The organism is Variovorax boronicumulans (assembly GCF_009811375.1).
GTDB classification, from domain to species: domain Bacteria; phylum Pseudomonadota; class Gammaproteobacteria; order Burkholderiales; family Burkholderiaceae_C; genus Variovorax; species Variovorax boronicumulans.
The window spans coordinates 334,249-356,598 of record NZ_BKDH01000005.1 but is presented as its reverse complement, the minus strand read 5'-3'; the positions used below and the strand labels follow the sequence as shown (position 1 = coordinate 356,598).

The 22,350-nt window shown below is 65.1% G+C and carries 21 protein-coding genes; 14 read left to right on the top strand and 7 right to left on the bottom strand.

The features are described 5' to 3' along the window. The first annotated feature begins 8 nt into the window (after nt 1–8). Genes glyQ through VHAB30_RS28890 form a run of 5 tightly spaced genes read left to right on the top strand, consistent with a single transcriptional unit; the run spans nt 9 to nt 5,444 of the window. On the top strand, nt 9–917 hold the full coding sequence (glyQ, locus tag VHAB30_RS28910; protein ID WP_062481784.1) for a glycine--tRNA ligase subunit alpha: 909 nt from the start codon (nt 9–11) through the stop codon (nt 915–917). A gap of 15 nt (nt 918–932) precedes the next feature. Then, nucleotides 933–3,068 (top strand): glycine--tRNA ligase subunit beta, encoded by a 2,136-nt coding sequence (gene glyS / locus VHAB30_RS28905; protein WP_159279495.1) that lies wholly within the window; start codon nt 933–935, stop codon nt 3,066–3,068. A 37-nt stretch (nt 3,069–3,105) separates the two neighbouring features. Beyond that, nucleotides 3,106–3,684 carry a D-glycero-beta-D-manno-heptose 1,7-bisphosphate 7-phosphatase gene (gmhB, locus tag VHAB30_RS28900; protein WP_070062939.1) on the top strand — a complete coding sequence of 193 codons (579 nt, stop codon included), beginning with the start codon at nt 3,106–3,108 and terminating at the stop codon, nt 3,682–3,684. Beyond that, nucleotides 3,684–4,463 (top strand): lysophospholipid acyltransferase family protein, encoded by a 780-nt coding sequence (locus VHAB30_RS28895; protein ID WP_062481794.1) that lies wholly within the window; start codon nt 3,684–3,686, stop codon nt 4,461–4,463. The genes gmhB and VHAB30_RS28895 overlap by 1 nt, the downstream gene beginning before the upstream one ends. Before the next feature lie 27 nt (nt 4,464–4,490). Then, complete coding sequence (locus tag VHAB30_RS28890) at nt 4,491–5,444, top strand: M48 family metallopeptidase (RefSeq protein WP_235926958.1); 954 nt, start codon at nt 4,491–4,493, stop codon at nt 5,442–5,444. A 698-nt stretch (nt 5,445–6,142) separates the two neighbouring features. Here the strand turns inward: VHAB30_RS28890 and VHAB30_RS28885 are convergent. From VHAB30_RS28885 to VHAB30_RS28870, 4 genes are all read right to left on the bottom strand, one after another. Next, the gene (locus VHAB30_RS28885; RefSeq protein WP_159279464.1) at nt 6,143–6,913 is read right to left on the bottom strand and encodes an SDR family oxidoreductase; all 771 of its coding nucleotides are present in this window, start codon (nt 6,911–6,913) and stop codon (nt 6,143–6,145) included. An 88-nt stretch (nt 6,914–7,001) separates the two neighbouring features. After that, nucleotides 7,002–7,931, bottom strand: coding sequence for a pseudouridine synthase (locus VHAB30_RS28880; protein ID WP_159279463.1), 930 nt, complete (start codon nt 7,929–7,931; stop codon nt 7,002–7,004). Then, entirely contained in the window at nt 7,928–9,244 is a 1,317-nt protein-coding gene (locus VHAB30_RS28875; protein ID WP_159279462.1) for a leucine-rich repeat-containing protein kinase family protein, read from the bottom strand. The genes VHAB30_RS28880 and VHAB30_RS28875 overlap by 4 nt, the downstream gene beginning before the upstream one ends. 112 nt (nt 9,245–9,356) lie before the next feature. Continuing rightward, on the bottom strand, nt 9,357–10,415 hold the full coding sequence (locus VHAB30_RS28870; RefSeq protein ID WP_159279461.1) for an MBL fold metallo-hydrolase: 1,059 nt from the start codon (nt 10,413–10,415) through the stop codon (nt 9,357–9,359). Nucleotides 10,416–10,509: 94 nt separating this feature from the next. Between VHAB30_RS28870 and VHAB30_RS28865 the strand changes: the two genes are divergently transcribed. The 8 genes from VHAB30_RS28865 (at nt 10,510) to VHAB30_RS28830 (ending at nt 19,045) form a co-directional block, all read left to right on the top strand. Then, a complete protein-coding gene (locus VHAB30_RS28865; RefSeq protein WP_070062936.1) occupies nt 10,510–10,953 on the top strand; it encodes a MerR family transcriptional regulator in 444 nt (147 codons plus the stop codon). Nucleotides 10,954–10,965: 12 nt separating this feature from the next. After that, nucleotides 10,966–11,700 carry a carbonate dehydratase gene (gene can / locus VHAB30_RS28860; protein WP_062478745.1) on the top strand — a complete coding sequence of 245 codons (735 nt, stop codon included), beginning with the start codon at nt 10,966–10,968 and terminating at the stop codon, nt 11,698–11,700. Between the two features lie 43 nt (nt 11,701–11,743). Beyond that, entirely contained in the window at nt 11,744–13,564 is a 1,821-nt protein-coding gene (aceK, locus tag VHAB30_RS28855; RefSeq protein WP_062478759.1) for a bifunctional isocitrate dehydrogenase kinase/phosphatase, read from the top strand. 69 nt (nt 13,565–13,633) lie between these two features. Then, nucleotides 13,634–14,818: an acetyl-CoA C-acyltransferase gene (locus tag VHAB30_RS28850; RefSeq protein ID WP_159279460.1), complete on the top strand. Its 1,185-nt coding sequence runs from the start codon at nt 13,634–13,636 to the stop codon at nt 14,816–14,818. 90 nt (nt 14,819–14,908) lie between these two features. Continuing rightward, entirely contained in the window at nt 14,909–16,156 is a 1,248-nt protein-coding gene (locus VHAB30_RS28845) for a glutamate carboxypeptidase (protein ID WP_159279459.1), read from the top strand. Between the two features lie 40 nt (nt 16,157–16,196). Further along, nucleotides 16,197–17,327, top strand: a complete 1,131-nt coding sequence (locus VHAB30_RS28840) for an acyl-CoA dehydrogenase family protein (protein WP_095746931.1) — start codon at nt 16,197–16,199, stop codon at nt 17,325–17,327. A gap of 422 nt (nt 17,328–17,749) precedes the next feature. Beyond that, nucleotides 17,750–18,031, top strand: coding sequence for a hypothetical protein (locus tag VHAB30_RS28835; RefSeq protein ID WP_308789341.1), 282 nt, complete (start codon nt 17,750–17,752; stop codon nt 18,029–18,031). A gap of 573 nt (nt 18,032–18,604) precedes the next feature. Next, on the top strand, nt 18,605–19,045 hold the full coding sequence (locus VHAB30_RS28830; protein ID WP_062472352.1) for a hypothetical protein: 441 nt from the start codon (nt 18,605–18,607) through the stop codon (nt 19,043–19,045). Between the two features lie 120 nt (nt 19,046–19,165). On the opposite strand, the gene VHAB30_RS28825 is transcribed toward VHAB30_RS28830, so the two are convergent. The 3 genes from VHAB30_RS28825 to VHAB30_RS28815 form a co-directional block, all read right to left on the bottom strand. Next, nucleotides 19,166–19,828 (bottom strand): tRNA-uridine aminocarboxypropyltransferase, encoded by a 663-nt coding sequence (locus tag VHAB30_RS28825; protein WP_159279457.1) that lies wholly within the window; start codon nt 19,826–19,828, stop codon nt 19,166–19,168. Nucleotides 19,829–20,124: 296 nt separating this feature from the next. Beyond that, nucleotides 20,125–20,517, bottom strand: a complete 393-nt coding sequence (locus VHAB30_RS28820; RefSeq protein ID WP_159279456.1) for a hypothetical protein — start codon at nt 20,515–20,517, stop codon at nt 20,125–20,127. Nucleotides 20,518–20,594: 77 nt separating this feature from the next. Further along, a complete protein-coding gene (locus VHAB30_RS28815; protein WP_159279455.1) occupies nt 20,595–20,984 on the bottom strand; it encodes a hypothetical protein in 390 nt (129 codons plus the stop codon). A 478-nt stretch (nt 20,985–21,462) separates the two neighbouring features. On the opposite strand from VHAB30_RS28815, the gene VHAB30_RS28810 reads away from it, so the two are divergent. Beyond that, nucleotides 21,463–21,825, top strand: coding sequence for a hypothetical protein (locus tag VHAB30_RS28810; RefSeq protein ID WP_153284732.1), 363 nt, complete (start codon nt 21,463–21,465; stop codon nt 21,823–21,825). Nucleotides 21,826–22,350 lie beyond the last annotated feature (525 nt).

Sequence of the window (22,350 nt, the reverse complement as noted above, 5' to 3'; positions counted from 1 at the left end):
CCAGCTTCATGTTGACCTTCCAGCAAATCATTCTCAAACTGCAGTCGTACTGGGCCGACAAGGGCTGTGCGCTGCTGCAACCGTACGACATGGAAGTGGGCGCGGGCACCTCGCACACCGCCACCTTCCTGCGCGCGCTCGGCCCCGAGCCCTGGAAGGCCGCCTACGTGCAGCCCAGCCGCCGCCCCAAGGACGGCCGCTACGGCGAGAACCCCAACCGCCTGCAGCACTACTACCAGTACCAGGTCGTGCTCAAGCCCGCGCCCAGCAACATCCTTGAGCTCTACCTCGGCAGCCTGGAAGCCCTGGGCTTCGACCTGAAGAAGAACGACATCCGCTTCGTCGAAGACGACTGGGAGAACCCCACGCTCGGCGCCTGGGGCCTGGGCTGGGAGGTCTGGCTCAACGGCATGGAGGTGACGCAGTTCACCTACTTCCAGCAGGTCGGCGGCATCGACTGCAAGCCCATCACCGGCGAGATCACCTACGGCCTGGAGCGCCTGGCCATGTACCTGCAGGGCGTGGACAACGTCTACAACCTCACGTGGACCGACGGCCTGAGCTACGGCGACGTCTACAAGCAGAACGAGGTCGAGCAGTCGACCTACAACTTCGAGCACAGCGACGCCGAGTTCCTCTTCACCGCCTTCGCCGCGCACGAAAAGCAGGCCAAGCACCTCATGACCGAGCAGCTCGCGCTGCCGGCCTACGAGCAGGTGCTCAAGGCCGCGCACAGCTTCAACCTGCTCGACGCGCGCGGCGCGATCAGCGTGACCGAGCGCGCGGCCTACATCGGCCGCATCCGCAACCTCGCGCGCAGCGTGGCGCAGAGCTACTACGACAGCCGCGAGCGCCTGGGTTTCCCGATGGCGCCGCGCGAATGGGTTGCGCAGATGCCCCCGAAGAAAGCCGCCTGAGCGATGACGACCCCCATGAACAACAAGAACTCCCTGCTGGTTGAACTGTTTGTCGAAGAGCTGCCGCCCAAGGCGCTGAAGAAGCTCGGCGAGGCGTTCGCCGGCGTGCTGCGCGACCAGCTCGTGGCCCAAGGCCTGGCCGAAGCCGGCTCGGTGCTCACGCCCTACGCTTCGCCGCGCCGCCTGGCCGCGCACCTCACGCACGTGGCCGAGCGCGCCGCCGACAAGGCCGTGTCGCAAAAGCTCATGCCCGTGGCCGTGGGGCTCGATGTCTCGGGCCAGCCCACGCCCGCGCTGCTCAAGCGCCTGGCCGCGCTCGGCGCCGACGCCTCGGCCGTGCCGGGCCTCAAGCGCGCCATGGACGGCAAGGCCGAAGCCCTGTTCTACGAAAGCACCGCCAAGGGCGCGACGCTGGCCGAAGGCCTGCAGAAGGCGCTGGCCGAAGCCATCGCCAAGCTGCCGATCCCGAAGGTGATGAGCTACCAGCTCGAAAGCGGCTGCGAGCTGCCCGGTTGGAGCAGCGTGAGCTTCGTGCGCCCCGCGCACGGCCTGGTGGCGCTGCATGCCGACACCGTGGTGCCCATCGAGGCGCTGGGCCTGAAGGCCGGCCGCGAGACGCACGGCCACCGCTTCGAGGCGGCGGTCGACCCCGTGGTGCTGCGCGATGCCAACAGCTACGCCCTGCAGCTGCAGGACGACGGCGCCGTCATCGCCAGCTTTGAAGCGCGCCGCGCCGAAATCGCACGCCAGCTCGCGGCCGCCGCTGTGACGGTGGGCGGCGGCTCCGTGCCGATCCACGACGACGCGCTGCTCGACGAAGTCACGGCGCTGGTCGAGCGCCCCAACGTGCTGGTCTGCAGCTTCGAGCGCGAGTTTCTCGAAGTGCCGCAGGAGTGCCTCATCCTCACGATGAAGGCCAACCAGAAGTACTTCCCGCTGCTCGACGCGCAAGCCAAGCTCACCAACAAGTTCCTCGTCGTCAGCAACATCAGTCCCGAGGACGCAAGCGCCGTGACCGGCGGCAACGAGCGCGTCGTGCGCCCGCGCCTGGCCGACGCCAAGTTCTTCTTCGACCAGGACCGCAAGAAATCGCTGGCCTCGCGCGTCGAATCGCTGGGCAAGGTGGTCTATCACAACAAGCTCGGCACGCAGGGCGAACGCGTGCAGCGCGTGATGCACATCGCGCGCGGCATTGCCGAAAAACTCGGCGACGCGACGCTGGCCGCGCAAGCCACCCAGGCCGCCCAACTGGCCAAGGCCGACCTCGTGACCGACATGGTCGGCGAGTTCCCCGAGCTGCAGGGCACCATGGGCCGCTACTACGCGCTGCACGACGGCCTTGACGCCGCGGTGGCTGACGCCATCGAAGACCACTACAAGCCGCGCTTTGCCGGCGACGAGCTGCCGCGCAACAGCGTGGGCCTCGTGGTCGCGCTGGCCGACAAGCTCGAAACGCTGGTCGGCATGTTCGGCATCGGCAACCTGCCCACCGGCGACCGCGACCCGTTCGCGCTGCGCCGCCACGCGCTGGGCGTGATCCGCATGCTGATCGAGAAAGACCTCGCGCTGGGGCTTGACGCCCTGCTGCAGGACGCCGCCGCCCAGTTCAGCGCCATCGACGGTTTCGACAGCAGCAAGGCCACGGTCGAGCTGCGCGACTTCATCCTCGACCGCCTCGCCGGCAGCCTGCGCGAGCAGGGCGCCAGCGCCCAGGAAGTCGACGCCGTGCTGGCCCCGCTGCCGCAGCGCCTGGGCGAAGTGCCCAAGCTGTTGGCCGCCGTGCGCGCCTTTGCCGCACTGCCCGCCGCCGCCGCGCTGGCCGCCGCCAACAAGCGCATCGGCAACATCCTGAAGAAGGCGCCCGAGGCCGATGCGCACGTGAGCGAACTGCTGCTGCAGGAGCCCGCCGAGAAGGCGCTGCACGCCGCCATGGCGCAGGTCGTGCCCGCCGCCGACGCCCAGTTCGACGCGGGCGACTACACCGGCTCGCTGCAGACGCTGGCCGCGCTGCGCGAACCGGTCGATGCGTTCTTCACGGACGTGATGGTCAACGCCGAACAGGCCGACCTGCGGCTGAACCGCCTGGGCCTGCTGATGTCGCTGCACAGCGCGATGAACCGCGTGGCGCAGCTCGAGCGGCTGGCTGTCTGACCCCGTGCCCCATCCCTCCACCAGGAGCGGTTCCGCCATGAAGCTCGTCATCCTCGACCGCAACGGCACGATCAACGTGCACCGCGAAGATTTCGTCAAGAGCGACATCGAGTGGACGCCGCTGCCCGGTGCGCTCGAGGCCGTGGCGCGCCTGAACCATGCGGGCTGGCACGTGGTGGTGGCGTCGAACCAGTCGGGCCTGGGCCGCGGGCTGTTCGACATGGCCTCGCTCAACGCCATGCACGCCAAGATGCACAAGATGCTCGCGGCCGTGGGCGGCAAGGTGGATGCGGTGTTCTATTGCCCGCACAGTCCCGACGAAGGCTGCGACTGCCGCAAGCCCAAGGAAGGGCTGTTCCTTCAGATCGGCGACCGCTTCGGCATCGACCTGAAGGGCGTGCCCACCGCGGGCGACAGCCTGCGCGACCTGCAGGCCGGCGCTGCGGCCGGCTGCGAACCGCACCTCCTGCTCACGGGCATGGGCGCGGCGTGCCGCGGGGTTCACCCGCTGCCTCCCGAATATCCGGCGGACACGAGGGTGCATGAAGACCTCGCCGCCTTCGTCGACTTTCTGCTCGCGCGCGAAGCGCGGGCCGCACTGCAGGTGGCTGTCTGATGGCGTTTCTCCGTTCCGTTCTCCACGCCCTGTGGATGCTTGTCACCGTGGTGCCCTGGGGCATCATCATGTGCGTCAGCTCGCTCTGGAAGCGCGGCATTCCGCTGTACTGGATGGCCGAGCAATGGCTCAGCTGGGCCATCGGTGGCGCGCGAGTGCTGCTGGGCATCAAGACCCGCGTGACCGGCATGGAAAACCTGCCGACCGACCAACTCGCCGGCGCGGTGCTGCTGGTGAAGCACCAGTCCACGCTCGAGACTTTCCTCATGCCCACGCTGATGCCGCATCCGCTGGCCTTCGTCTTCAAGAAGGAACTGATCTACGTGCCGTTCTTCGGCTGGGCGATGGCGCGGTTGGACATGATCCACATCGATCGGAGCCAGCGCGCGCAGGCGTTCAACAAGGTGGTGAACCAGGGCCGCAAGCTGCTCGCGCAGGGCATCTGGATCATCATGTTCCCCGAGGGCACGCGCATTCCGCGCGGCCAGAAGGGCACCTACAAGAGCGGCGGCACGCGCCTGGCCTGCGAAACCGGCGTGCCCGTGATCCCGATTGCCGTCACCTCGGCCAAGGTCTGGCCGCGCAAGGCCTTCATCAAGCGCCCTGGCGTGGTCGACGTGTCGATCGGCCCGGCGATCTCGAGCGTGGGCCGCAAGCCCGATGAGCTGATGCGCGAAGTCGAAGCCTGGATCGAGGCCGAGATGCGCCGCCTCGACCCCGAGGCTTACAGCGACAGCCCGGCGCAGCCGCAGCAGACGTTGCCGCGCGAAGCGGGCTGACGCGCCACCCTCAGACCCGGGCCCGACATGCGGGGAATGCTGCAGTTCACGATGGACCTCTTCGAGGGGCTGGGGAGCACGCCGGCGCCTGCTGCTGCGCCGCCGCGGCGGCCGCGGAAGAAGGCGCCAGCGCCTGTGCCACCTGCTGCTCCCGCGCCTTCACCTGTCGGACCCGTTGATCCGCGTCCTGCGGTGCCGTTGGCTGACACACTGACGCTCGCGAATTTCACACATCCGCAGGCCACGCGTGAAGTGGTTCTGGGGTCGGCGCGGGTGGCCTACGAATTCAAGCGCGGGCAGCGCAAGACCATCGGTTTTCTTGTGGGTGCCGAAGGTTTGTCGGTGCGGGCGCCGCGGTGGGTCACGCTGCGCGATGTCGATGCGGCGGTGCGGGAGAAGGCCGACTGGATTCTGCGCAAGCTGGCGGAGACGCAGCAACGCAATGCACGGGTCGAGGCGACGCGGATTGCTTGGGAAGATGGGGCGGAGTTTCCTTTTCTTGGCGAACTGGTGGTGATCCGGCTCGATCCGAAGCACGGTTTCGCCAGCGTCGGCGGCACGCTCGACCCCGCTGTCGAAGGCGGTGGCCCGCGGACGCTGCGGTTGGCTGTGGCGCAGAACGCGGCGCCCTCGCAGATTCGGGATGCGGCGCAGGCCTGGTTGATGCGGCAGGCTCGCAAGCTGTTCATCGAGCGGCTGGATCACTTTGCGCCGCTGCTGGGGGTGTCATGGCAGAAGCTGTCGCTTTCCAACGCTGCTACGCGGTGGGGGAGTGCGAGTGCGGATGGGTCGATTCGGCTGAACTGGCGGTTGATTCACTTTCGCTTGCCGGTGATCGACTATGTCGTTGCGCATGAGTTGGCGCATCTGCGGGTGATGGATCACTCGCATCGGTTTTGGGAGACCGTTGAAAGCGTGGTGCCTGACTATGGGGTGCTTAGGCAGCAGTTGAAGGATGAGGCTGTGCCTCGGTGGGGCTGACTGTGTTCCTTTGCTTCCCGGGGCCGGGTCTCGCCCCGGCGGGCGACTCACTTTCTTTTGCTTCGCCAAAAGAAAGTAAGCAAAGAAAAGGCGACCCCACTGTCTGCGACCCTTCGCTTCGCTACGGGCAACCTGCGGTGCTCGCGTTTCGCGGGGTCTCGCAGAACTCGCTTCGCTCAAACAGCTGCGAGCCCTGATCCGCGAAACGCTGCGCTCCTCGGCGCAGCCAGAGGGGCTTTGATACCGGGCGGGCCGTCGCTTCGCTCGGCCCGGCAGTTGCCAACAGCCGAATCCCGTGTTCGTGCTCGTAAGCACATCTGCACCCGCGCGTGCGCTTGCGCTTGCACTCATGTTCCAACCAACGTCGCGACCAATCCCAGCCGCAGCAGGCGCAAAGCGCCTGCTGCGGCCCACTGGCCGAGCGAAGCGATGGCCCGTTGGTATCCCAACCCCTTCTGTATGCGCCGAGGAGCGGAGCGTTTCGCGGATCAGGGCTCGCCCTTGTTTGAGCGAAGCGAGTTTGGGCGAGACCCCGCGAAACGTGAGCACCGCAGGTTGCCCGTAGCGAAGCGGAGGGACGCAGACAGTAGGGTCGCCTTTCTTTTGCCTACGTTTCTTTGGCGAAGCAAAGAAAAGTAGGTCGCCTGCCGGGGCGAGACCCGGCCCCGGGAAGCAACTTCACAACGCAGTCCAAAAACCTAGCGAGCGTGCGTAACCCCGCCGTCCACCACCAACGTAGACCCCATCACATAGTCCCCAGCCCGCGAAGCCAGGTAAATGGCGGCACCAGCCATGTCCTCAGGCGTACCAATGCGCCCAGCAGGAATCCGTCCCCTGACCTCATCCCCGTGATCCCGCGCATCCTTATTCATATCCGAAGCGAACGCTCCGGGAGCAATCGCACTGACCACGATCCGATCCTGCGCCAACCGTAGCGCCATCCGCCGCGTCAACTGAATCAACCCAGCCTTGCTCGCCGCATACGAATAAGTCTCCTGCGGATTCACAGAAATCCCGTCAATAGAAGCAATGTTGATCACCTTCGACAGATGATCCGTAGCCGCCTTCTTGAGCATCGGCGTCAACGCCTTGGTCAAAAAGAAGGGCGTCTTCAGGTTCAAGTCGACGACCTTGTCCCAGCCACTCTCCGGAAACTCTTCATAAGGCGCCCCCCAGGCAGCCCCCGCGTTGTTGACCAGGATGTCCAGCGACCCTTCATGCTTCGCATAAGCATCGACCAGCGCCTGAGCCCCTTCCACAGTGGAAACATCAGCCGGCAGCGACACGCAATGCCCAAAAGCCGACAGCTCCTTCGCCGTCTGATCGCAAGCCGCCGCCTTGCGCGCCGAGATGTACACGCGCGCGCCCTGCGCCAGGAAGCCCTCGGCAATCATGCGGCCGATGCCGCGCGAGCCGCCGGTGATCAAGGCGCTGCGGCCCTTCAGCGAGAAGAGTTGGGTGGTGTCCATGTGCGTTTGTCTCCTGAGTGGTGGAAGAGAGGAAGTTCAATTCCCGTCAGGAGAAAGCTTAGTCCGCGACGCGCCCGCGCCGCGTCACCTAGGCGGCAGCAGCTGCAGAAGGCAGCGCCAGCCGGCGCGGACTCTCGAAGGTGCGCAAGGCGCCGCTCAGCGGGTCGACAAAAGCCAGCGACCGCGCCAGCAGCTGCAGCGGCCTGTCGAAGTCGTCATTCCCCGCAGGCTGCAGCGTGGGATAGAACGGGTCGTTCACGATCGGCAGACCCAGCGCCTGGCAATGCACGCGCAGCTGGTGCTTGCGGCCGGTGACGGGTGAAAGCTCCAGCAGCGCATGGCCGTCGCGCGCCTCGCGCAGCACGATGCGGGTTTCGGAATTCGGCTCCCCGGGCGCTTCGCGCATGCGCATGAAATGGTCGTCGTCCACCAGCCGGCTGCGGTACACGGCGGGCACCGACGACACGCCCTCGTGCCACGGCACGACGGCCTCGTAATGCTTGTCGATGCGCCGCTCGGGAAACATCGCCTGGTAGGCGCCGCGCGTCTCGCGGCGCACCGAGAACAGCACCAGCCCCGAAGTGTTGCGGTCGATGCGGTGCAGCGGCACGAGGTCGTCCAGGCCGAGCTTGCGCTTCAGGCGCACCAGCAGACTCTGCTGCACGTACTTGCCGGTGGGCGTGACAGGCACGAAGGGCGGCTTGTCGACCACCACGAGGTCGTCGTCCTGGTGCAGCACCAGCTCTTCGAAAGGGATGGGCGTCTCGGCGTCGAGCGCGCGGTAGTAGTACACGCGCAGCGGTGACTCGTAGCGCCGCGTGGCGGTGATGCGCACGCCGTGCTCGTCGCACACGTCGTTCGCTTCGATGCGCGACAACCAGGCCTCGCGCGAGATGGCGGGAAAACGCTCGACCAGAAACTCGGCGATGGTGGACCAGGGGCCGTAAGGCAGCGAAACGCAGCTCGGGCTCACGCCGTCGCGCGTGGGCATGGGGACGACGAAGCGGGGGCGCGTCATGGCGCGGCGGTGTCCAGCACCGACAGCACCTCGGCGAACGACGGCCGCGCCGCCACTTCGGGCTGCAGGCAGCGCGCCGCGAGCAGCGTCAAGGGAGAAGAAGCCGCATCGTCGCAGCGCTCGGCCAGCTCTTCGAGCAGGCAGCCGAAGGCGCGTATTTCCACGCTCTGCAGGGCCTTCGCCAGTGCCGGGTCGAGCGCGCCGGTCATCCAGCCCGCGCCGAAGTCGCCGAGCCGCCCGCCGTCCTGCGCGTGCCACAGGATGTTGTGGGCGTACAGGTCGCCATGCAGCAGGCCGCGCGCATGCAGGTGCGCCATGGCCGCCGCGATGTCGCGCGCGATGCGCAGGGCGGTGCGGGTGGTCCAGCGCGCATCGTCGGCGTAGACGTCGCGGGTGCACGAGGCCAGGCTCGGCGGGCCGGCCAGGGTGCGGAACGAGGGCGGCACCAGCGCCATCACCAGGCCCTCGGTGCCGTCGGGATGGCCGTCGATGCGGCCTTGCGCGGCGATCAGCGTCGGGTGCGCGCCGGCTGCGATGCAGGCCGCCATCTCGCTGTGCGGCCAGCCGTCGCTGGTGACGGCGCCCTTGAACAGCTTCACCGCCACGGGCTGCGCAGCACCATCGGGTCTGGCCAGCGTGGCGCGGTGGATCACGCCCGAGGCGCCTTCACCGAGCTTCGGGCCGAGCGTGAGGTCGTGCCAGTCGACGTGCGGCACGGTGGGCGCGTCGATGGCCGCGTCTTCGGTCGGCGCGTCGAACGGGTTGCCCGCACAGGCCAGCCACGCCAGGCGCGGCAGCGTGTGCAGCCACTCGGGCAGCGCCTCGAAGCGGTTGGCCGACAGGCGCAGCAGCTCGAGCTGCCGGCAGCGGGCCACCGACGCCGGCAGCGCACGCAGGCGGTTGCCGGCCAGCATCAGCTTCTGCATGCGGGTGCAGTCGCCGAGCGTGTCGGGCAATGCTTCGATCGCGTTGTCGGTCAGGATCAGCCAGCGCAGCGAGGGAGGCAGTGCCTCGGCAGGCACGTGGGCGATGCGGTTGGCCTTGAAGCCCACGATGTCCAGCTGGCGGCACTGGCCCAGGGACGCCGGCAGTTCCGTGAAGCGGTTGTCCGAGCAGAACAGCACGCGCAGCTTGTGCAGCCGGCCGAGGTCGTCGGGCAGTGCGCTGAGCGCATTGCCCGTGAGGTTCAGCGTTTCGAGGGTGTCGGCGAGCGCAAAAATCTCGCGCGGGAACTCGGTGAGTCCGCACGAGAGGTCCAGTCGTCGTGCGCCAGCCAGCCGGCCGGCGCGCAGCTCAGCCAGCGTGTTCGACATTGTCATTCCCAGAGTCTATGCGGCCGCCGCCGGGCCGCCCCAAGGCGAGCCGCGCCTCCCCCTCGGGGGGTGGAGTTACACGCAGCGAAGCGAAGTGAAAAGCCGGGGGGCCTCAGGCTGCGCCGAAGCGGTAGATGCCGTCGGCATCCAGGGTGCGCTTCACCTGCCCCGAGAACCACAGCAGGTGCAGGTGGGCCACGGTCTCGCCCATGGCGAAGGTGATCTGGTGCAGGTCGAGCTCGCGCTTGAACAGGATCGGCAGGCCCTCCGACGCCGTGATCGGCCGCGCGAGGCAGGCTTCGAGCAGCTCGGCCAGGCGGTCGCGGTGGTGCTCTTGCAGCTGGTCGACGCGGCGATGGATGCCGGTGAAGGGCTTGCCGTGCGAGGGCAGGCCCAGCGTGTCGGCCGGCAGGGCCTTGAACTTGTCGATGCTGTCCAGGAACAGGCGCAGCGAGTTGGCCTCGGGCTCGCCCGCGTGCACGCTCACATTGGTCGAGATGCGCGGCAGCATCATGTCGCCGCCCAGCAGCAGCTTCGGCTCGGCGCAGTACAGCGCGATGTGCTCGGGCGCGTGGCCGTAGCCGCTGATGCAGCGCCAGTCGCGCCCGCCGATGGTGACGATGTCGCCGTCCATCATGCGCACGTAGCGGGCGGGCACGCTGGGCACCATGTTGGTGTAGTAGCTGGTGCGCGCGCGGATCTTGGCGATCGACTCGGGGTTGGTGAGGCCGTGCGAGGCGAAGAAGTCGGCCGCCGCGTCGCCGCCCGCGAGCGTGTCGCCGGCGCTGCACAGCACGCGTGCCACGTGGTAGTCGGTGGCGCTGATCCACAGCGGCGCGTTCCAGCGCTGGCACAGCCAGTCGGCCAGGCCGATGTGGTCGGGGTGCATGTGGGTCACGATCACGCGCAGGATCGGCAGGCCCTGCAGCTGGGTCTCGAAGATCTGCTCCCACTGCGCGCGGGCCTCGTCGTGCGCAATGCAGCAGTCGACCACCGTCCAGCCCTCGACGCCGTCGATCGTGTCGCGCAGCAGCCAGAGGTTGATGTGGTCCAGCGCAAAGGGCAGCCGCATGCGGATCCAGCGCACGCCGGGCGCGACTTCCAGTGCTTCGCCGGCGGCGGGCAGGGTGTCGCCCAGGGGGTAGTGGAGTTCGCGTTCGAGGAGGTTCATGTATGATTGACGTTTACGTAAACGTCATGGGTTGAGGCAACATTGTAGAGAATGCGCCGCCAACCTGCTGTCGCCCCCGCAACCCTTGCCGCCCATGCCCGCGCAGACCTTCACCATCAGCCAGCTCGCCAAGGAGTTCGACCTCACGACGCGCGCCATCCGCTTCTATGAAGACATGGGCCTGCTGTCGCCGGAGCGGGCCGGCCTGCAGCGCGTGTACAGCGCGCGCGACCGGGCGCGACTCACCCTCACGCTGCGCGCCAAGCGCCTGGGCCTGACGCTGGTCGAGGCGAAAGACATCCTCGACATGTACGACAGCCCGCGCGACACCGTGCCGCAGCTGGAAAAATTCCTGGGCGTGCTCGGCGCCCACCGCGCGCAGCTCGAGGCGCAGCTGGCCGAGCTGCAGGCCAACCTGGCCGAAGTGCGAGAACACGAGAAGAAAGGCCGCGCCACCCTGACCAGGGCGCAGAAGGCCGCCAAGGCCGTCCAGGACGCCCGAGGCGGCGAAAACACGCCCGACACGACGACTCACTGACAATAGACCACCATGCCCTCCGACAACCTCGACGACCTCTTTGCCCACAACCGTGCCTGGTCCGCCCAGATGGAGCGTGACCGGCCCGGCTTCTTCACCGGCCTTGTCAAGCAGCAGACGCCGCGCTACATGTGGATCGGCTGTTCCGACAGCCGCGTGCCCGCCAACCAGATCACCGGCCTGGAGCCAGGTGAGGTGTTCGTGCACCGCAACGTCGCCAACATCGTGGTGCACTCCGACCTCAACGCGCTCTCGGCGATCCAGTTCGCGGTCGAGCACCTGAAGGTCGAGCACATCATGGTGGTCGGCCACTACGGCTGCGCCGGCGTCAAGGCTGCGCTCAGCGGCAAGCGCATCGGCCTGGCCGACAACTGGATCCGCCACATCCAGGACGTGCGCGACCGCCACAGCGTGATGCTCGACAGCCTGCCCGAAGACGTGCGCGTCGACGCGCTGTGCGAACTCAACGTGGCCGAGCAGGTGGTCAACGTGGCCGTCAGCACCGTCATGGTCGATGCCTGGGCGCGCGGCCAGAAGGTGCGCATCCACGGCTGGACCTTCGGCGTGCACGACGGCCTGCTGCAAGACCTCGGCCTGAGTGTCGAGGGCGACAAGCCGCTCGACGCCATCTACAAGGCCGCCGTGCAGCGCATCCGCTACAAGTGGAGCAAGCCGGCCGGCGCCTCGCCGTCGGCGCAGGCGGGTGCCGACGGCACCGAAGGCACCGAGACGCCGCCAGCCGCCTGAGTTCGCTGCCGCTGCCATCGCCGCCCCCGTCGGTATTGCCGCCATGTTCCCGCAGCGCCTCGATTCGCCGCTGGCCTACGACATCGCGAAGGCGATGATCGACGGGTTCAACCGGCATTACCGGCTGTTCCGGGCCGAATCGGCGCGCGCCAAGCACCGCTTCGAGACCGCCGACTGGCACGGCCAGCAGCGGGCGCAGCGCGAACGCATCGAGTTCTACGACCTGCGCGTGAACGAGGCCGTGGCCCGGCTCGAAAAAGAGTTCAAGGCCGGCGACCAGCCCATGGAAGTCTGGCACCAGGTCAAGCTGCACTTCATCGGGCTTTTGGTGAACCACCACCAGCCCGAGCTGGCCGAGAGTTTCTTCAACTCGGTCACCACGAAGATCCTGCACCGGGCCTACTTCCAGAACGACTTCATCTTCGTGCGCCCGGCCATCAGCACCGAGTACATCGAGCCGCGCGGCGCACCCACCTACCGGCCGTACTACCCCTCGCAGGCCACGCTGCCCGACATCATCGAGCAGATGCTCGACGACTTCGCGCTGCAGGGCAGCTACGCCAACAAGCGGCGCGACGCCGAGCGCGTGGCGCACGTCATCCTGAACCGCTTCCACCAGGTCAAGCTGCGCGCCAACTTCCAGCTGCAGGTGCTGTCGGGCCTGTTCTACCGGAACAAGGGCGCCTACGTGGTCGGCAAGATCATGAACGGCTTCACCGAGATCCCGTTCTCGCTGCCCATCCTGCACGACACCCACGGCAAGTTCTACATCGACGCGGCGCTGTTCGGCGAGGACGACCTGCAGATGCTGTTCAGCTTTGCACGCGCCTACTTCATGGTCGACATGGAAGTGCCCTCGGCCTGGGTGCAGTTCCTGCGCTCGCTCATGCCGCGCAAGCCGCGCGCCGAGATCTACAACGCGCTCGGCCTGGCCAAGCAGGGCAAGACGCTGTTCTACCGCGACTTCCTCTCGCACCTGAACTACTCGAGCGACCGCTTTCGCATCGCGCCCGGCATCAAGGGCATGGTCATGCTGGTGTTCGACCTGCCCTCGTTCCCCTTCGTGTTCAAGGTCATCAAGGACTTCTACCCGCCGCAGAAGGACACCACGCGCGAGCAGATCAAGGGCAAGTACATGCTCGTGAAGCAGCACGACCGCGTGGGCCGCATGGCCGACACGCTCGAGTACAGCAACGTGGGCTTTCCGCTCGACCGTTTCGAGCCCGAGCTCATCGAGGAGATCCGCAAGTTCGCACCCAGCCAGCTCGAGATCGGCGACCGCGACGGCAACGGGGAGATGGAGGTCGTGCTCAAGCACGTCTACATCGAGCGCCGCATGATCCCGCTGAACATCTACCTGCAGGAAGCCTTCGACACGCTGGCCCACCCCGAGAGCCCGGCCCAGGCCCGACGCGCCAAGGACCAGCTGGAGCATGCGGTCATCGAGTACGGCAACGCCATCAAGGACATGGTGGCCGCCAACATCTTCCCCGGCGACATGCTGTGGAAGAACTTCGGCGTCACGCGCGGCGGCAAGGTCGTGTTCTACGACTACGACGAAATCGAATACGTCACCGACTGCAAGTTCCGCAAGGTGCCCACGCCGCGCAACGAGGAAGACGAGATGAGCGGCGAGGTCTGGTATTCGGTCGGCCCGAAGGACGTGTTCCCCGAGACCTTCGAGCCCTTTCTGCTCGGCAACAAGGACGTGCGCGCCGCCTTCATGGCGCACCACGCCGACCTACTCGACGCCGCCTTCTGGCAGCACCACAAGGAACGCATCCAGGCCGGCCAGATGCTTGATGTGTTCCCGTACGAAGAGTCGCAACGCTTCCAGCACGAAGGCCACGCGACGCATTTCTGACCGCCCGTTTCCGATTCCCGTTTTCGTTTTGTCTTTGATTTCACTTTCACATTTCTGAAGGAGACCTCCATGTCCGAATCCATCGTCATCGTCGGCGCCGCCCGCACCCCCATGGGCGGCTTCCAGGGCGACTTTTCGTCCCTCTCCGCGCACGACCTGGGCGGCGCGGCCATCAAGGCGGCCGTCGAGCGCGCCGGCATCGCGCCCGAGAGCGTGGGTGAAGTGCTGTTCGGCAACTGCCTCATGGCCGGCCAGGGCCAGGCCCCGGCGCGCCAGGCGGCCTACAAGGGCGGCCTGCCCGACAGCGCGGGCGCCGTCACGCTCAGCAAGATGTGCGGCTCGGCCATGAAGGCCGCGATGCTCGCGCACGACCTGCTGCTGGCCGGCACGCACGACGTCATCGTGGCGGGCGGCATGGAAAGCATGACCAACGCGCCCTACCTCATGCTCAAGGGCCGCGGCGGCTACCGCATGGGCCACGACAAGATCTATGACCACATGATGCTCGACGGCCTCGAAGACGCCTACCAGCCCGGCCGCTCCATGGGCACCTTCGGCGAAGACTGCGCCGCCAAGTACAACTTCACGCGCGAGCAGCAAGACGCCTTCGCCATCGCCAGCGTGCAGCGCGCCAAGGCCGCCACCGAGTCGGGCGCCTTCAAGGACGAGATCACGCCCGTCACCGTGAAGGGCCGCGGCGGCGACACCGTCATCTCCATCGACGAAGGCCCGGGCAAGGTCAAGCTCGACAAGATCCCCACGCTCAAGCCCGCGTTCAAGAAAGAAAACGGCACCATCACGGCCGCCTCGAGTTCGTCGATCAACGACGGCGCCGCCGCGCTGGTCATGATGACCGAGTCGCATGCGAAGAAGATCGGCGCCAAGCCGCTGGCGCGCATCGTCGGCCACGCCACGCACGCACAGCAGCCCGAGTGGTTCTCCACCGCGCCGGTCGGCGCCGTGCAGAAGCTGTTCGCCAAGACCGGTTGGACCGTGAAGGACGTCGATCTGTGGGAAGTGAACGAGGCCTTCGCCGTCGTGCCCATGGCCCTCATGCACGAGCTCGACGTGTCGCACGACATCGTCAACGTGAACGGCGGCGCCTGCGCGCTGGGCCACCCCATCGGCGCCAGCGGCGCGCGCATCATGGTCACGCTGCTGCACGCGCTGAAGGCGCGCGGCAAGAAGCGCGGCGTGGCCACGCTGTGCATCGGCGGCGGCGAAGGCACCGCCGTCGCGCTCGAATTGCTATAACGCCAGGAGCCGCCGGCGCCCGGGAGAGGGCGCCGGCCGGTTTCCACCCCGGACAGTTCAAACAAAACCATGCGTAGAGCAGGAGATTTCATGCGCCCATCCATTCACCGTACCGCCGTTGCCGCCGTGCTCGCTACCGCCTTCGTGGCAGGCGGCGCCTGGGCCCAGAAGCGCGACAACGTGCTGTTCCAGGCCGCCACCGACGAGCAGCCGGCGGTGATCAAGACGCTCGAGAAGCTCGTCAACATCGAGACCGGCACCGGTGACGCCGAAGGCATGGCCGCCGCCGGCGCGTACCTCGAAGGCGAACTGAAAAACCTCGGCTTCACCGTCACGCGCAGCAAGTCGGCCGGCCTCGTGGTCGGCGACAACATCGTCGGCAAGCTCAAGGGCCGCGGCGGCAAGAACCTGCTGCTCATGTCGCACATGGACACCGTGTACACCAAGGGCACGCTCGCCAAGGCGCCGTTCCGCATCGAAGGCGACAAGGCCTACGGCCCCGGCATCGCCGACGACAAGGGCGGCAACGCCGTCATCCTGCACACGCTCAAGCTGCTGAAAGACTATGGCGTGCGCGACTACGGCACCATCACCGTGCTGTTCAACACCGACGAAGAAAAAGGCTCCTTCGGCTCGCGCGACCTGATCCAGGAAGAAGCCAAGCTGGCCGACTACGTGCTCTCGTTCGAGCCCACCAGCGCCGGCGACGAAAAGATGTCGCTCGGCACCTCGGGCATCGCCTACGTGCAGGTCAACATCACCGGCAAGGCCTCGCACGCGGGCGCCGCGCCCGAGCTGGGCGTGAACGCATTGGTCGAGGCCTCCGACCTCGTGCTGCGCACCATGAGCATCGACGACAAGTCGAAGAACCTGCGCTTCAACTGGACCATTGCCAAGGCCGGCAACGTGTCGAACATCATCCCGGCCAGCGCCACGCTGAACGCCGACGTGCGCTACGCACGCAACGAAGACTTCGACGCCGCCATGAAGACCCTCGAAGAGAAGGCACAGCAGAAAAAACTACCCGAGGCCGACGTCAAGGTGCTCGTCACGCGCGGCCGTCCGGCCTTCAACGCGGGCGAGGGCGGCAAGAAGCTGGTCGACAAGGCCGTGGTCTTCTACAAGGAAGCCGGCGGCAGCGTGGGCGTCGAAGAGCGCACCGGCGGCGGCACCGACGCAGCCTACGCGGCGCTCGCGGGCAAGCCCGTGATCGAAAGCCTGGGCCTGCCCGGCTTCGGCTACCACAGCGACAAGGCCGAGTACGTCGACATCAGCGCGATTCCGCGCCGCCTGTACATGGCCGCGCGTCTCATCATGGACCTGGGCGCCGGCAAGTAAGCCGCGCACCCACCGACAAGAAAGAACTGGAGACAACGCCATGCTGCTCAGCGCAGACCAGGAAGCCATCCGCGACGCCGTGCGCGATTTCTCGCAGGCCGAGCTCTGGCCCAACGCCCCCAAGTGGGACCGCGACCACAGCTTCCCGAAGGAAGTGCACCAGGGCCTGGCCGCGCTGGGCGCCTACGGCATCTGCGTGCCCGAGGAGCATGGCGGTGCGGGCCTCGACTACCTCACGCTCGCACTCGTGCTTGAAGAAATCGCAGCCGGCGACGGCGGCACCAGCACCGCCATCAGCGTGACCAACTGCCCCGTCAACGCCATCCTCATGCGCTACGGCAACGCGCAGCAGAAGAAGAAGTGGCTCGAGCCGTTGGCCCAGGGCCAGATGCTCGGCGCCTTCTGCCTGACCGAGCCGCAGGCCGGCAGCGATGCATCGAGCCTGCGCACCACCGCGCGCAAGGACGGCGACGGCTACGTGATCGACGGCGTCAAGCAGTTCATCACCAGCGGCAAGAACGGCCAGGTTGCCATCGTCATCGCCGTGACCGACAAGGGCGCCGGCAAGCGCGGCATGAGCGCGTTCATCGTGCCCACCGACGCGCCCGGCTACAACGTCGCGCGCCTGGAAGACAAGCTCGGCCAGCACAGCAGCGACACCGCGCAGATCAACTTCGACAGCTGCCGCATCCCGGCCGAGAACCTCATCGGCGCCGAAGGCGAGGGCTACAAGATCGCGCTCGGCGCACTCGAGGGTGGGCGCATCGGCATCGCCGCGCAGAGCGTGGGCATGGCCCGCAGCGCCTTCGACGTGGCCGTGGCCTATGCCAAGGAGCGCCAGGCCTTCGGCGGCGCCATCTTCGACCAGCAGGCCGTGGGCTTTCGCCTGGCCGACTGTGCCACGCAGATCGAAGCCGCGCGCCAGCTCATATGGCACGCCGCGAGCCTGCGCGATGCCGGCCGACCCTGCCTGAAAGAAGCCGCCATGGCCAAGCTCTTCGCCAGCGAGATGGCCGAGCGCGTGTGCAGCGCCGCCATCCAGACCCTGGGCGGCTACGGCTACGTGAACGACTTTCCGCTGGAACGCATCTACCGCGACGTGCGCGTGTGCCAGATCTACGAAGGCACGTCGGACATCCAGAAGCTGCTGATTCAACGCGCGCTCGCCTGAGATCGTCTGATCACGTGAACCAACGCCGCGACCTGAGTGGGTGATGTTTCGGGTGGGGCGGTGCGTTCCAGTCGCTGACGCTTGACAGGCGTCCGAGCGACCGCGTACATTGCTTTTGCCTCGTGATGAGCGAGGCCGGGATTGGCGTCCCGCTGACATCCTGCGACGAAAGCCGCAGTTACCGCACAAGGTCTGCGGCTTTTTCATTCGCGCAGCTTTTTTAGGCGGCTCGAATGGGAGGGCTCGCGCCCTGCCGGTTTCCGCAAGGATGTCCCGGTACGCCAACCCGTTCGAGCTGCCGCCCCCGATTGGCGTCGGGTGCGTCGGTTGTTGCAAATCGACATCCTTGGAGGCCTATGGCCACTGCTTCAAATGCGGGTACCGACGCTGGTTGTTCTTGTGCGTCTCAACGACCCACTGCCTTGTTCAAACCCTTCGAATGGGTTGAAGGCGAACGGCTCTCTCCTTCACAGCAAAGTCACGCTGCCTTCCTCAACGATGCGCGTGATGTAGTGCAGGGCGCTCAGACGTTGGTGCAGTTGCTCGACTGGGATGAGGATCGGCGCGACGCCGCTACTTCAGATGCAGACGCCGCGCCGCTTTTCGATGCATGTCAGCGCAGTTCGCTGCAGCGGTTTCTTGCGGTGTCGTTGGGGCTTTTGCATGCGCGGATTGAAGCGCAGTGCGAGGTGTTGACCGAGTAGGGGTACGGCGCAGGGGCGCTCTTCTCGTTTCGGAAGACATGAGCCTGTGGCATTCTTCAGTTGCCCGCTTTCGGCGGCGGATTCAACCGGTCGTTCGACGCGGGCGGCAGAAACACGGGAAGACAGAACCCAGAGGTACAACGCCCTCAGTACCGGCGCTAAGAAAATGCAACGCGGTCAAAAATCCTATGTCTGCATCCACGTTTTCGACAACGTGAAGCCTGTCCTCCTTGTAGCCAGGTACGGCGGGAGTTGGTGCTTTGTTTGCGGCGGCGAGCACGCTGACAATGCGTCTGAATACAGCGTTGTCGGGATGGGGCGCTTGCTCGACCGTGACCCTAGCCTCAATGCGTTGCTTGATTTGGCTCCCGAGTGGGAGGCAGAGCGGGCCGACGTTCACACTCCCTGGATTCGCACAAAGTGCTCGCCGCTTGATGACTAGTGCTCTAGGAAGACGACTTTCGGCCAGGACCGGTCACTTGGCGTCGGAGCCAGACACCCTCGGAAGCGGTCTAGTCATCTAAATCCGCGTTACGCAGCTCAGTGGCAGCATAGAAACATAGGAGGAATGCAATGGGATTACTTTCCGACTTCTTCGTCGCGAATGAAGGAGAAGCCGCGCGCTACGCGGACCGGATGAGCGAAGATGACCAGGGCAAGGCCATTGCATTGCAATTGCGCCCGGCTGAGTACAAAGGCTTCACCGACCTTGAAGTAGGCACTTTGTGGGCAATCCTAGAAGGGAAGGAATGGGATGCTGACCTGCACGAGTTGGAAAGTGACGAGGGCGGCGATGAAGGGGACTCCTGGCTCTTCCGGTTCCCAGATCGGCTAGTCCAACTTCTTGCTCACGTCGAACACTCGGCGCTTGATGCTGCACTCCCCCGATGGGCCGACACCGAGGAGCTTCAAGTGGATGTGGCGGAACTGCGACCTGTGGTGCTGGATCTTCAAAGACTCGCTAAACAGGCGATTGCTGAACAGAAGTCGCTGTATCTATGGGGTAGCTTATGAACGCCTCTCGGATCATCTGACCGACGACGACTTTGCGGGGTATTGAACTTCGGCTTTGTAACGATGGAGCCTCAGATACGTTGACGGCATCCGGCCAAAACCAGCCATTTAGCCGGTCACTTAAATGAACCCCGTAGCCCTTGGTCGAGGGCAGGACTTGTCGGTTTGCGCGTTTCGCTGCCCACCAGCCTGCTCCAAGTACTCTACAAACCCGTCGAAGGCATTCAATAAGGGCTGGAACCGCGCCGCACCGCCTTCCAGTTGACACAAGGCGTAGCAGGTCGCCTCCAGCGTGGACAGTTGGTCGGGCCCATGGGCTTTGCGGATACGGTAGTGCGAAGGCGGCAGGTTGTGCAGGGCCAAGCGGGGCAACTGTTGCAGTGGTGGGCTTTGGTAGAGCATCTTTCGGCTTTTGCGCCAGGTGCCGTCCAGCACGACCAGGCGCAGGCGCGACTGGGCTTCCGGCCACTCGGTCGGTAGCGGGGGGGGGACCCGCAGGTCCGGGGCGCTATCTTGCAGACTGTCCGGGTACAGCAGCAGCGTGTGCTTGCCGTCCACCGGCCAGACGGGCACGGCAAATGCCTCACCCACCACTAAGCGGCAGTGCGCCAAGCTGAGGTGCAGCAGGCGAGCACTGCCTTTGGTTTGGTGTACCTCGAGCGGGTGCTGCAGCACTAGTACCTCCACTGCGTGGGCAGTGGGCGCGACCCAGCGGCAGATGCAGGCGCTGAGCGGGCGCAGGCAAGCGGTGCACCGGGGGCGCGGGACTAAAGCGGCGGACATGGCTGGATTTTATTCAGCGTGCCTGGCTAGACATTGCGTGGAAGGAGATGTCTCTTAGCCTTGGCGCGACGACCGGCAGCTTCGGACAATGTCGGAAGACCGCAGTGGGCCCACTGCGGTCCTTGCCTTTGCCCGATAGCAGCCGCCCAATACATGGGTAAATCGAAGTCACGTTGCGCTCTTATCGCTCCGCTCAACGCTTGATGTGAGAGGCGCTGACCGACTGGCCGAGGGCGCCCCCCTCGATGACAGGGTTAGGCCGCTCTCGCTCCGGCTTACCTGGCTTTCTTATGCTGCTATTTCGGATAGTGCTCTCCCCAGTGAATGTCTGAGAGATGTGCGAGGAGCAGGTCGCGGTCTGCCAGCTCGACAAAGTAGAACTCGTTGTAGCCGAAGTCGTAGTCTGTCTTCACGAACCAATGTGAGGTCCACTTCCCGATGTGACGGTGTTCAGTCTCGTCGGAGCAAGCCTTGTACTCAGAATACTTTTGCGTGCACGAGCCATCCCTTGGACCAAAGCGTTGCCAACACCAGCGATGCGCGTAGTCAAGTTCCGGATAGGCCATTTCAAGCATCACGGAGTGAGGAAACTTCTGCAAGAGATCTTCTCGCTCCCGAATCGCGGCATCTCGTTCCTCGGGCGAATCATCCTTGCAGGCGAGGTAGTTCTCGATTGAGGAGAGTTTCAACGTATTTATCATCGAATTCGCGAAGTGGGCAGCGGAAGTGAAAGTCCGGGTGTGGCCGTCTGCTGCTTAAACGGTTTTCACTCGACGCCGAGCGACTCGAGCACCTGCCCGCACTCCTTCTGAACCACGACCGCAGGCGAGCGATTGAGCTTGTCGATCGTCAGTCGGACAACGCTGTCGTAGTCGACACCTTGGCTCTTGCCCACAGCTTCTAGTGCCGTAGGGCCTCGCTCAAGTTGTGCTGCCCGACGTGTTTGCCATTTCGCAAAAGCGGGCGCAAACCTTTGCGCGAATCCCGGAAACCGATCCGAACAGACCGCCGAAGCTTCCCTCATTACAAGATAGTCAAGAAACACTCCGCCGTCAGCGAACTGCGTAGTTGCCGAATATCCGCTGCCGCTGATGACGAGCGCGCTCAGCGCCAGGACGCGCTTGACGTTTGCGAAGACTTTGTTCTTAGGAAGCATGATCGAAAGACTGGTCTTGGCCGACTACTGCCGTCCTAGCCATGCAACGGATAGAACTTCTCTCCAAATTGTTCAACCACTGCACAGCATTCAGGCGTAGAGACCGGTGGGAAGAGATCCAGCAACAGTTCCCGGAGCTTGCGCTGAAGTGCAGTCGTGGCATGGGCCGGGAGAGCGTCTCGTAGAACAACCTGAACCAGTATTGAGTCCAGCGCCCCCTCTCCAGAACGCTCCACGTAGACCGTCCCGTTCTGCTTCACAAGGTCTTCAACGGCCCTCTCCACTTGGTGCTCAAGTCGCTCGCGTGCGAGATGCCTAGATTTGCGATTCGACACTGATCCTGCTCCCCCTGCGGTTTAACACCTGAACGTCTGCCGATCGAATTTTGACAGGCCGTGCAATCGACCGGTTGTGGCCGAATTCTGCAGTAGTCGCTGAGGCATGATTCAGCTATTCGCACAGAAACTGGACATCGAAAATGCAGTTCGTACGCTTGGGGGAATTTTTCGCTGCTGCCCGTATTACCGGACCAACGCACAACTTGCTTCAGATTCGACTCGGTGGCCCACTCGATGGCTTTCCCATCTGTGAGCGACTCGCCGGCACAGGCGAGTGCCGGCACAAGCCTTTGAACGAAGATCAGCTCGTCCAACACGTGCTACGCGGGGTGGCGGAAGCGAACCAGCATCTGGGCTCCGCCTACGTGGTCTCACACATTCGATACGTCGAGAACGATACGCCTCCCGAAAAAGCATATGGCTTCATGGCAATGCGGATCGTTGAGCACTATCACAATGGTGGTGCGTTCGAATCTGGTCTGTCGACTGAACAGGACGGTTGAAGGTCTGCTGTTGTTCGAATTTTTCCTACGGCACGATTGAACGGTTGTGGCCGCTTCCTGCAACAGAGGTTCCGCTCCTATCGAAGGGTTAGAACGCCGAGCTAGTCGATGTACGCGGCCTCTTTCAGATAGTGCGAAATCAGGGCGTTCAAGTCCTCGTCCGAAATCTCAACACTACCCAGTTTCAACCATCGGCGTATGGCGATGAAGGCACCTGGACTGGTGTTCGGGTACTCAAGCCCGAGGAGGCTTTCTAGTGCCCTAGCGTCGAGCGATCCATCGGCTTGCATCAAAGACCTGAAGAGCGCCGAGGCGTGTCTTCCAGACACCAGAGACTCCAGCATTTGTATGAAAACCTCAGGGAAATTTGGGGGCGAGAGTACGCGAATGTTTCTAAGCCGTCATCGGAAAGCAGATGCGGATGACCGCTTGTGGCTGGATGCAGCCTTTTTCTACTGCCGGTCTTTCTCGAGTTTGTCGGCCTGGACACGCGCGATATCCCCAAAGGCTTTCCAAGGGCATGAG

What these genes read in the sequence shown, in the direction of transcription:
- VHAB30_RS28870 (WP_159279461.1), bottom strand. Translation starts at nt 10,415, where the DNA reads ATGAACCTCCTCGAACGCGAACTCCACTACCCCCTGGGCGACACCCTG.
- VHAB30_RS28810 (WP_153284732.1), top strand. Translation starts at nt 21,463, where the DNA reads ATGCAGTTCGTACGCTTGGGGGAATTTTTCGCTGCTGCCCGTATTACC.
- VHAB30_RS28865 (WP_070062936.1), top strand. Translation starts at nt 10,510, where the DNA reads ATGCCCGCGCAGACCTTCACCATCAGCCAGCTCGCCAAGGAGTTCGAC.
- VHAB30_RS28825 (WP_159279457.1), bottom strand. Translation starts at nt 19,828, where the DNA reads ATGTCCGCCGCTTTAGTCCCGCGCCCCCGGTGCACCGCTTGCCTGCGC.
- VHAB30_RS28840 (WP_095746931.1), top strand. Translation starts at nt 16,197, where the DNA reads ATGCTGCTCAGCGCAGACCAGGAAGCCATCCGCGACGCCGTGCGCGAT.
- glyS (WP_159279495.1), top strand. Translation starts at nt 933, where the DNA reads ATGAACAACAAGAACTCCCTGCTGGTTGAACTGTTTGTCGAAGAGCTG.
- VHAB30_RS28890 (WP_235926958.1), top strand. Translation starts at nt 4,491, where the DNA reads ATGCGGGGAATGCTGCAGTTCACGATGGACCTCTTCGAGGGGCTGGGG.
- VHAB30_RS28895 (WP_062481794.1), top strand. Translation starts at nt 3,684, where the DNA reads ATGGCGTTTCTCCGTTCCGTTCTCCACGCCCTGTGGATGCTTGTCACC.
- gmhB (WP_070062939.1), top strand. Translation starts at nt 3,106, where the DNA reads ATGAAGCTCGTCATCCTCGACCGCAACGGCACGATCAACGTGCACCGC.
- VHAB30_RS28845 (WP_159279459.1), top strand. Translation starts at nt 14,909, where the DNA reads ATGCGCCCATCCATTCACCGTACCGCCGTTGCCGCCGTGCTCGCTACC.
- can (WP_062478745.1), top strand. Translation starts at nt 10,966, where the DNA reads ATGCCCTCCGACAACCTCGACGACCTCTTTGCCCACAACCGTGCCTGG.
- VHAB30_RS28830 (WP_062472352.1), top strand. Translation starts at nt 18,605, where the DNA reads ATGGGATTACTTTCCGACTTCTTCGTCGCGAATGAAGGAGAAGCCGCG.
- VHAB30_RS28880 (WP_159279463.1), bottom strand. Translation starts at nt 7,931, where the DNA reads ATGACGCGCCCCCGCTTCGTCGTCCCCATGCCCACGCGCGACGGCGTG.
- aceK (WP_062478759.1), top strand. Translation starts at nt 11,744, where the DNA reads ATGTTCCCGCAGCGCCTCGATTCGCCGCTGGCCTACGACATCGCGAAG.
- VHAB30_RS28815 (WP_159279455.1), bottom strand. Translation starts at nt 20,984, where the DNA reads ATGCTTCCTAAGAACAAAGTCTTCGCAAACGTCAAGCGCGTCCTGGCG.
- VHAB30_RS28850 (WP_159279460.1), top strand. Translation starts at nt 13,634, where the DNA reads ATGTCCGAATCCATCGTCATCGTCGGCGCCGCCCGCACCCCCATGGGC.
- VHAB30_RS28885 (WP_159279464.1), bottom strand. Translation starts at nt 6,913, where the DNA reads ATGGACACCACCCAACTCTTCTCGCTGAAGGGCCGCAGCGCCTTGATC.
- glyQ (WP_062481784.1), top strand. Translation starts at nt 9, where the DNA reads ATGTTGACCTTCCAGCAAATCATTCTCAAACTGCAGTCGTACTGGGCC.
- VHAB30_RS28875 (WP_159279462.1), bottom strand. Translation starts at nt 9,244, where the DNA reads ATGTCGAACACGCTGGCTGAGCTGCGCGCCGGCCGGCTGGCTGGCGCA.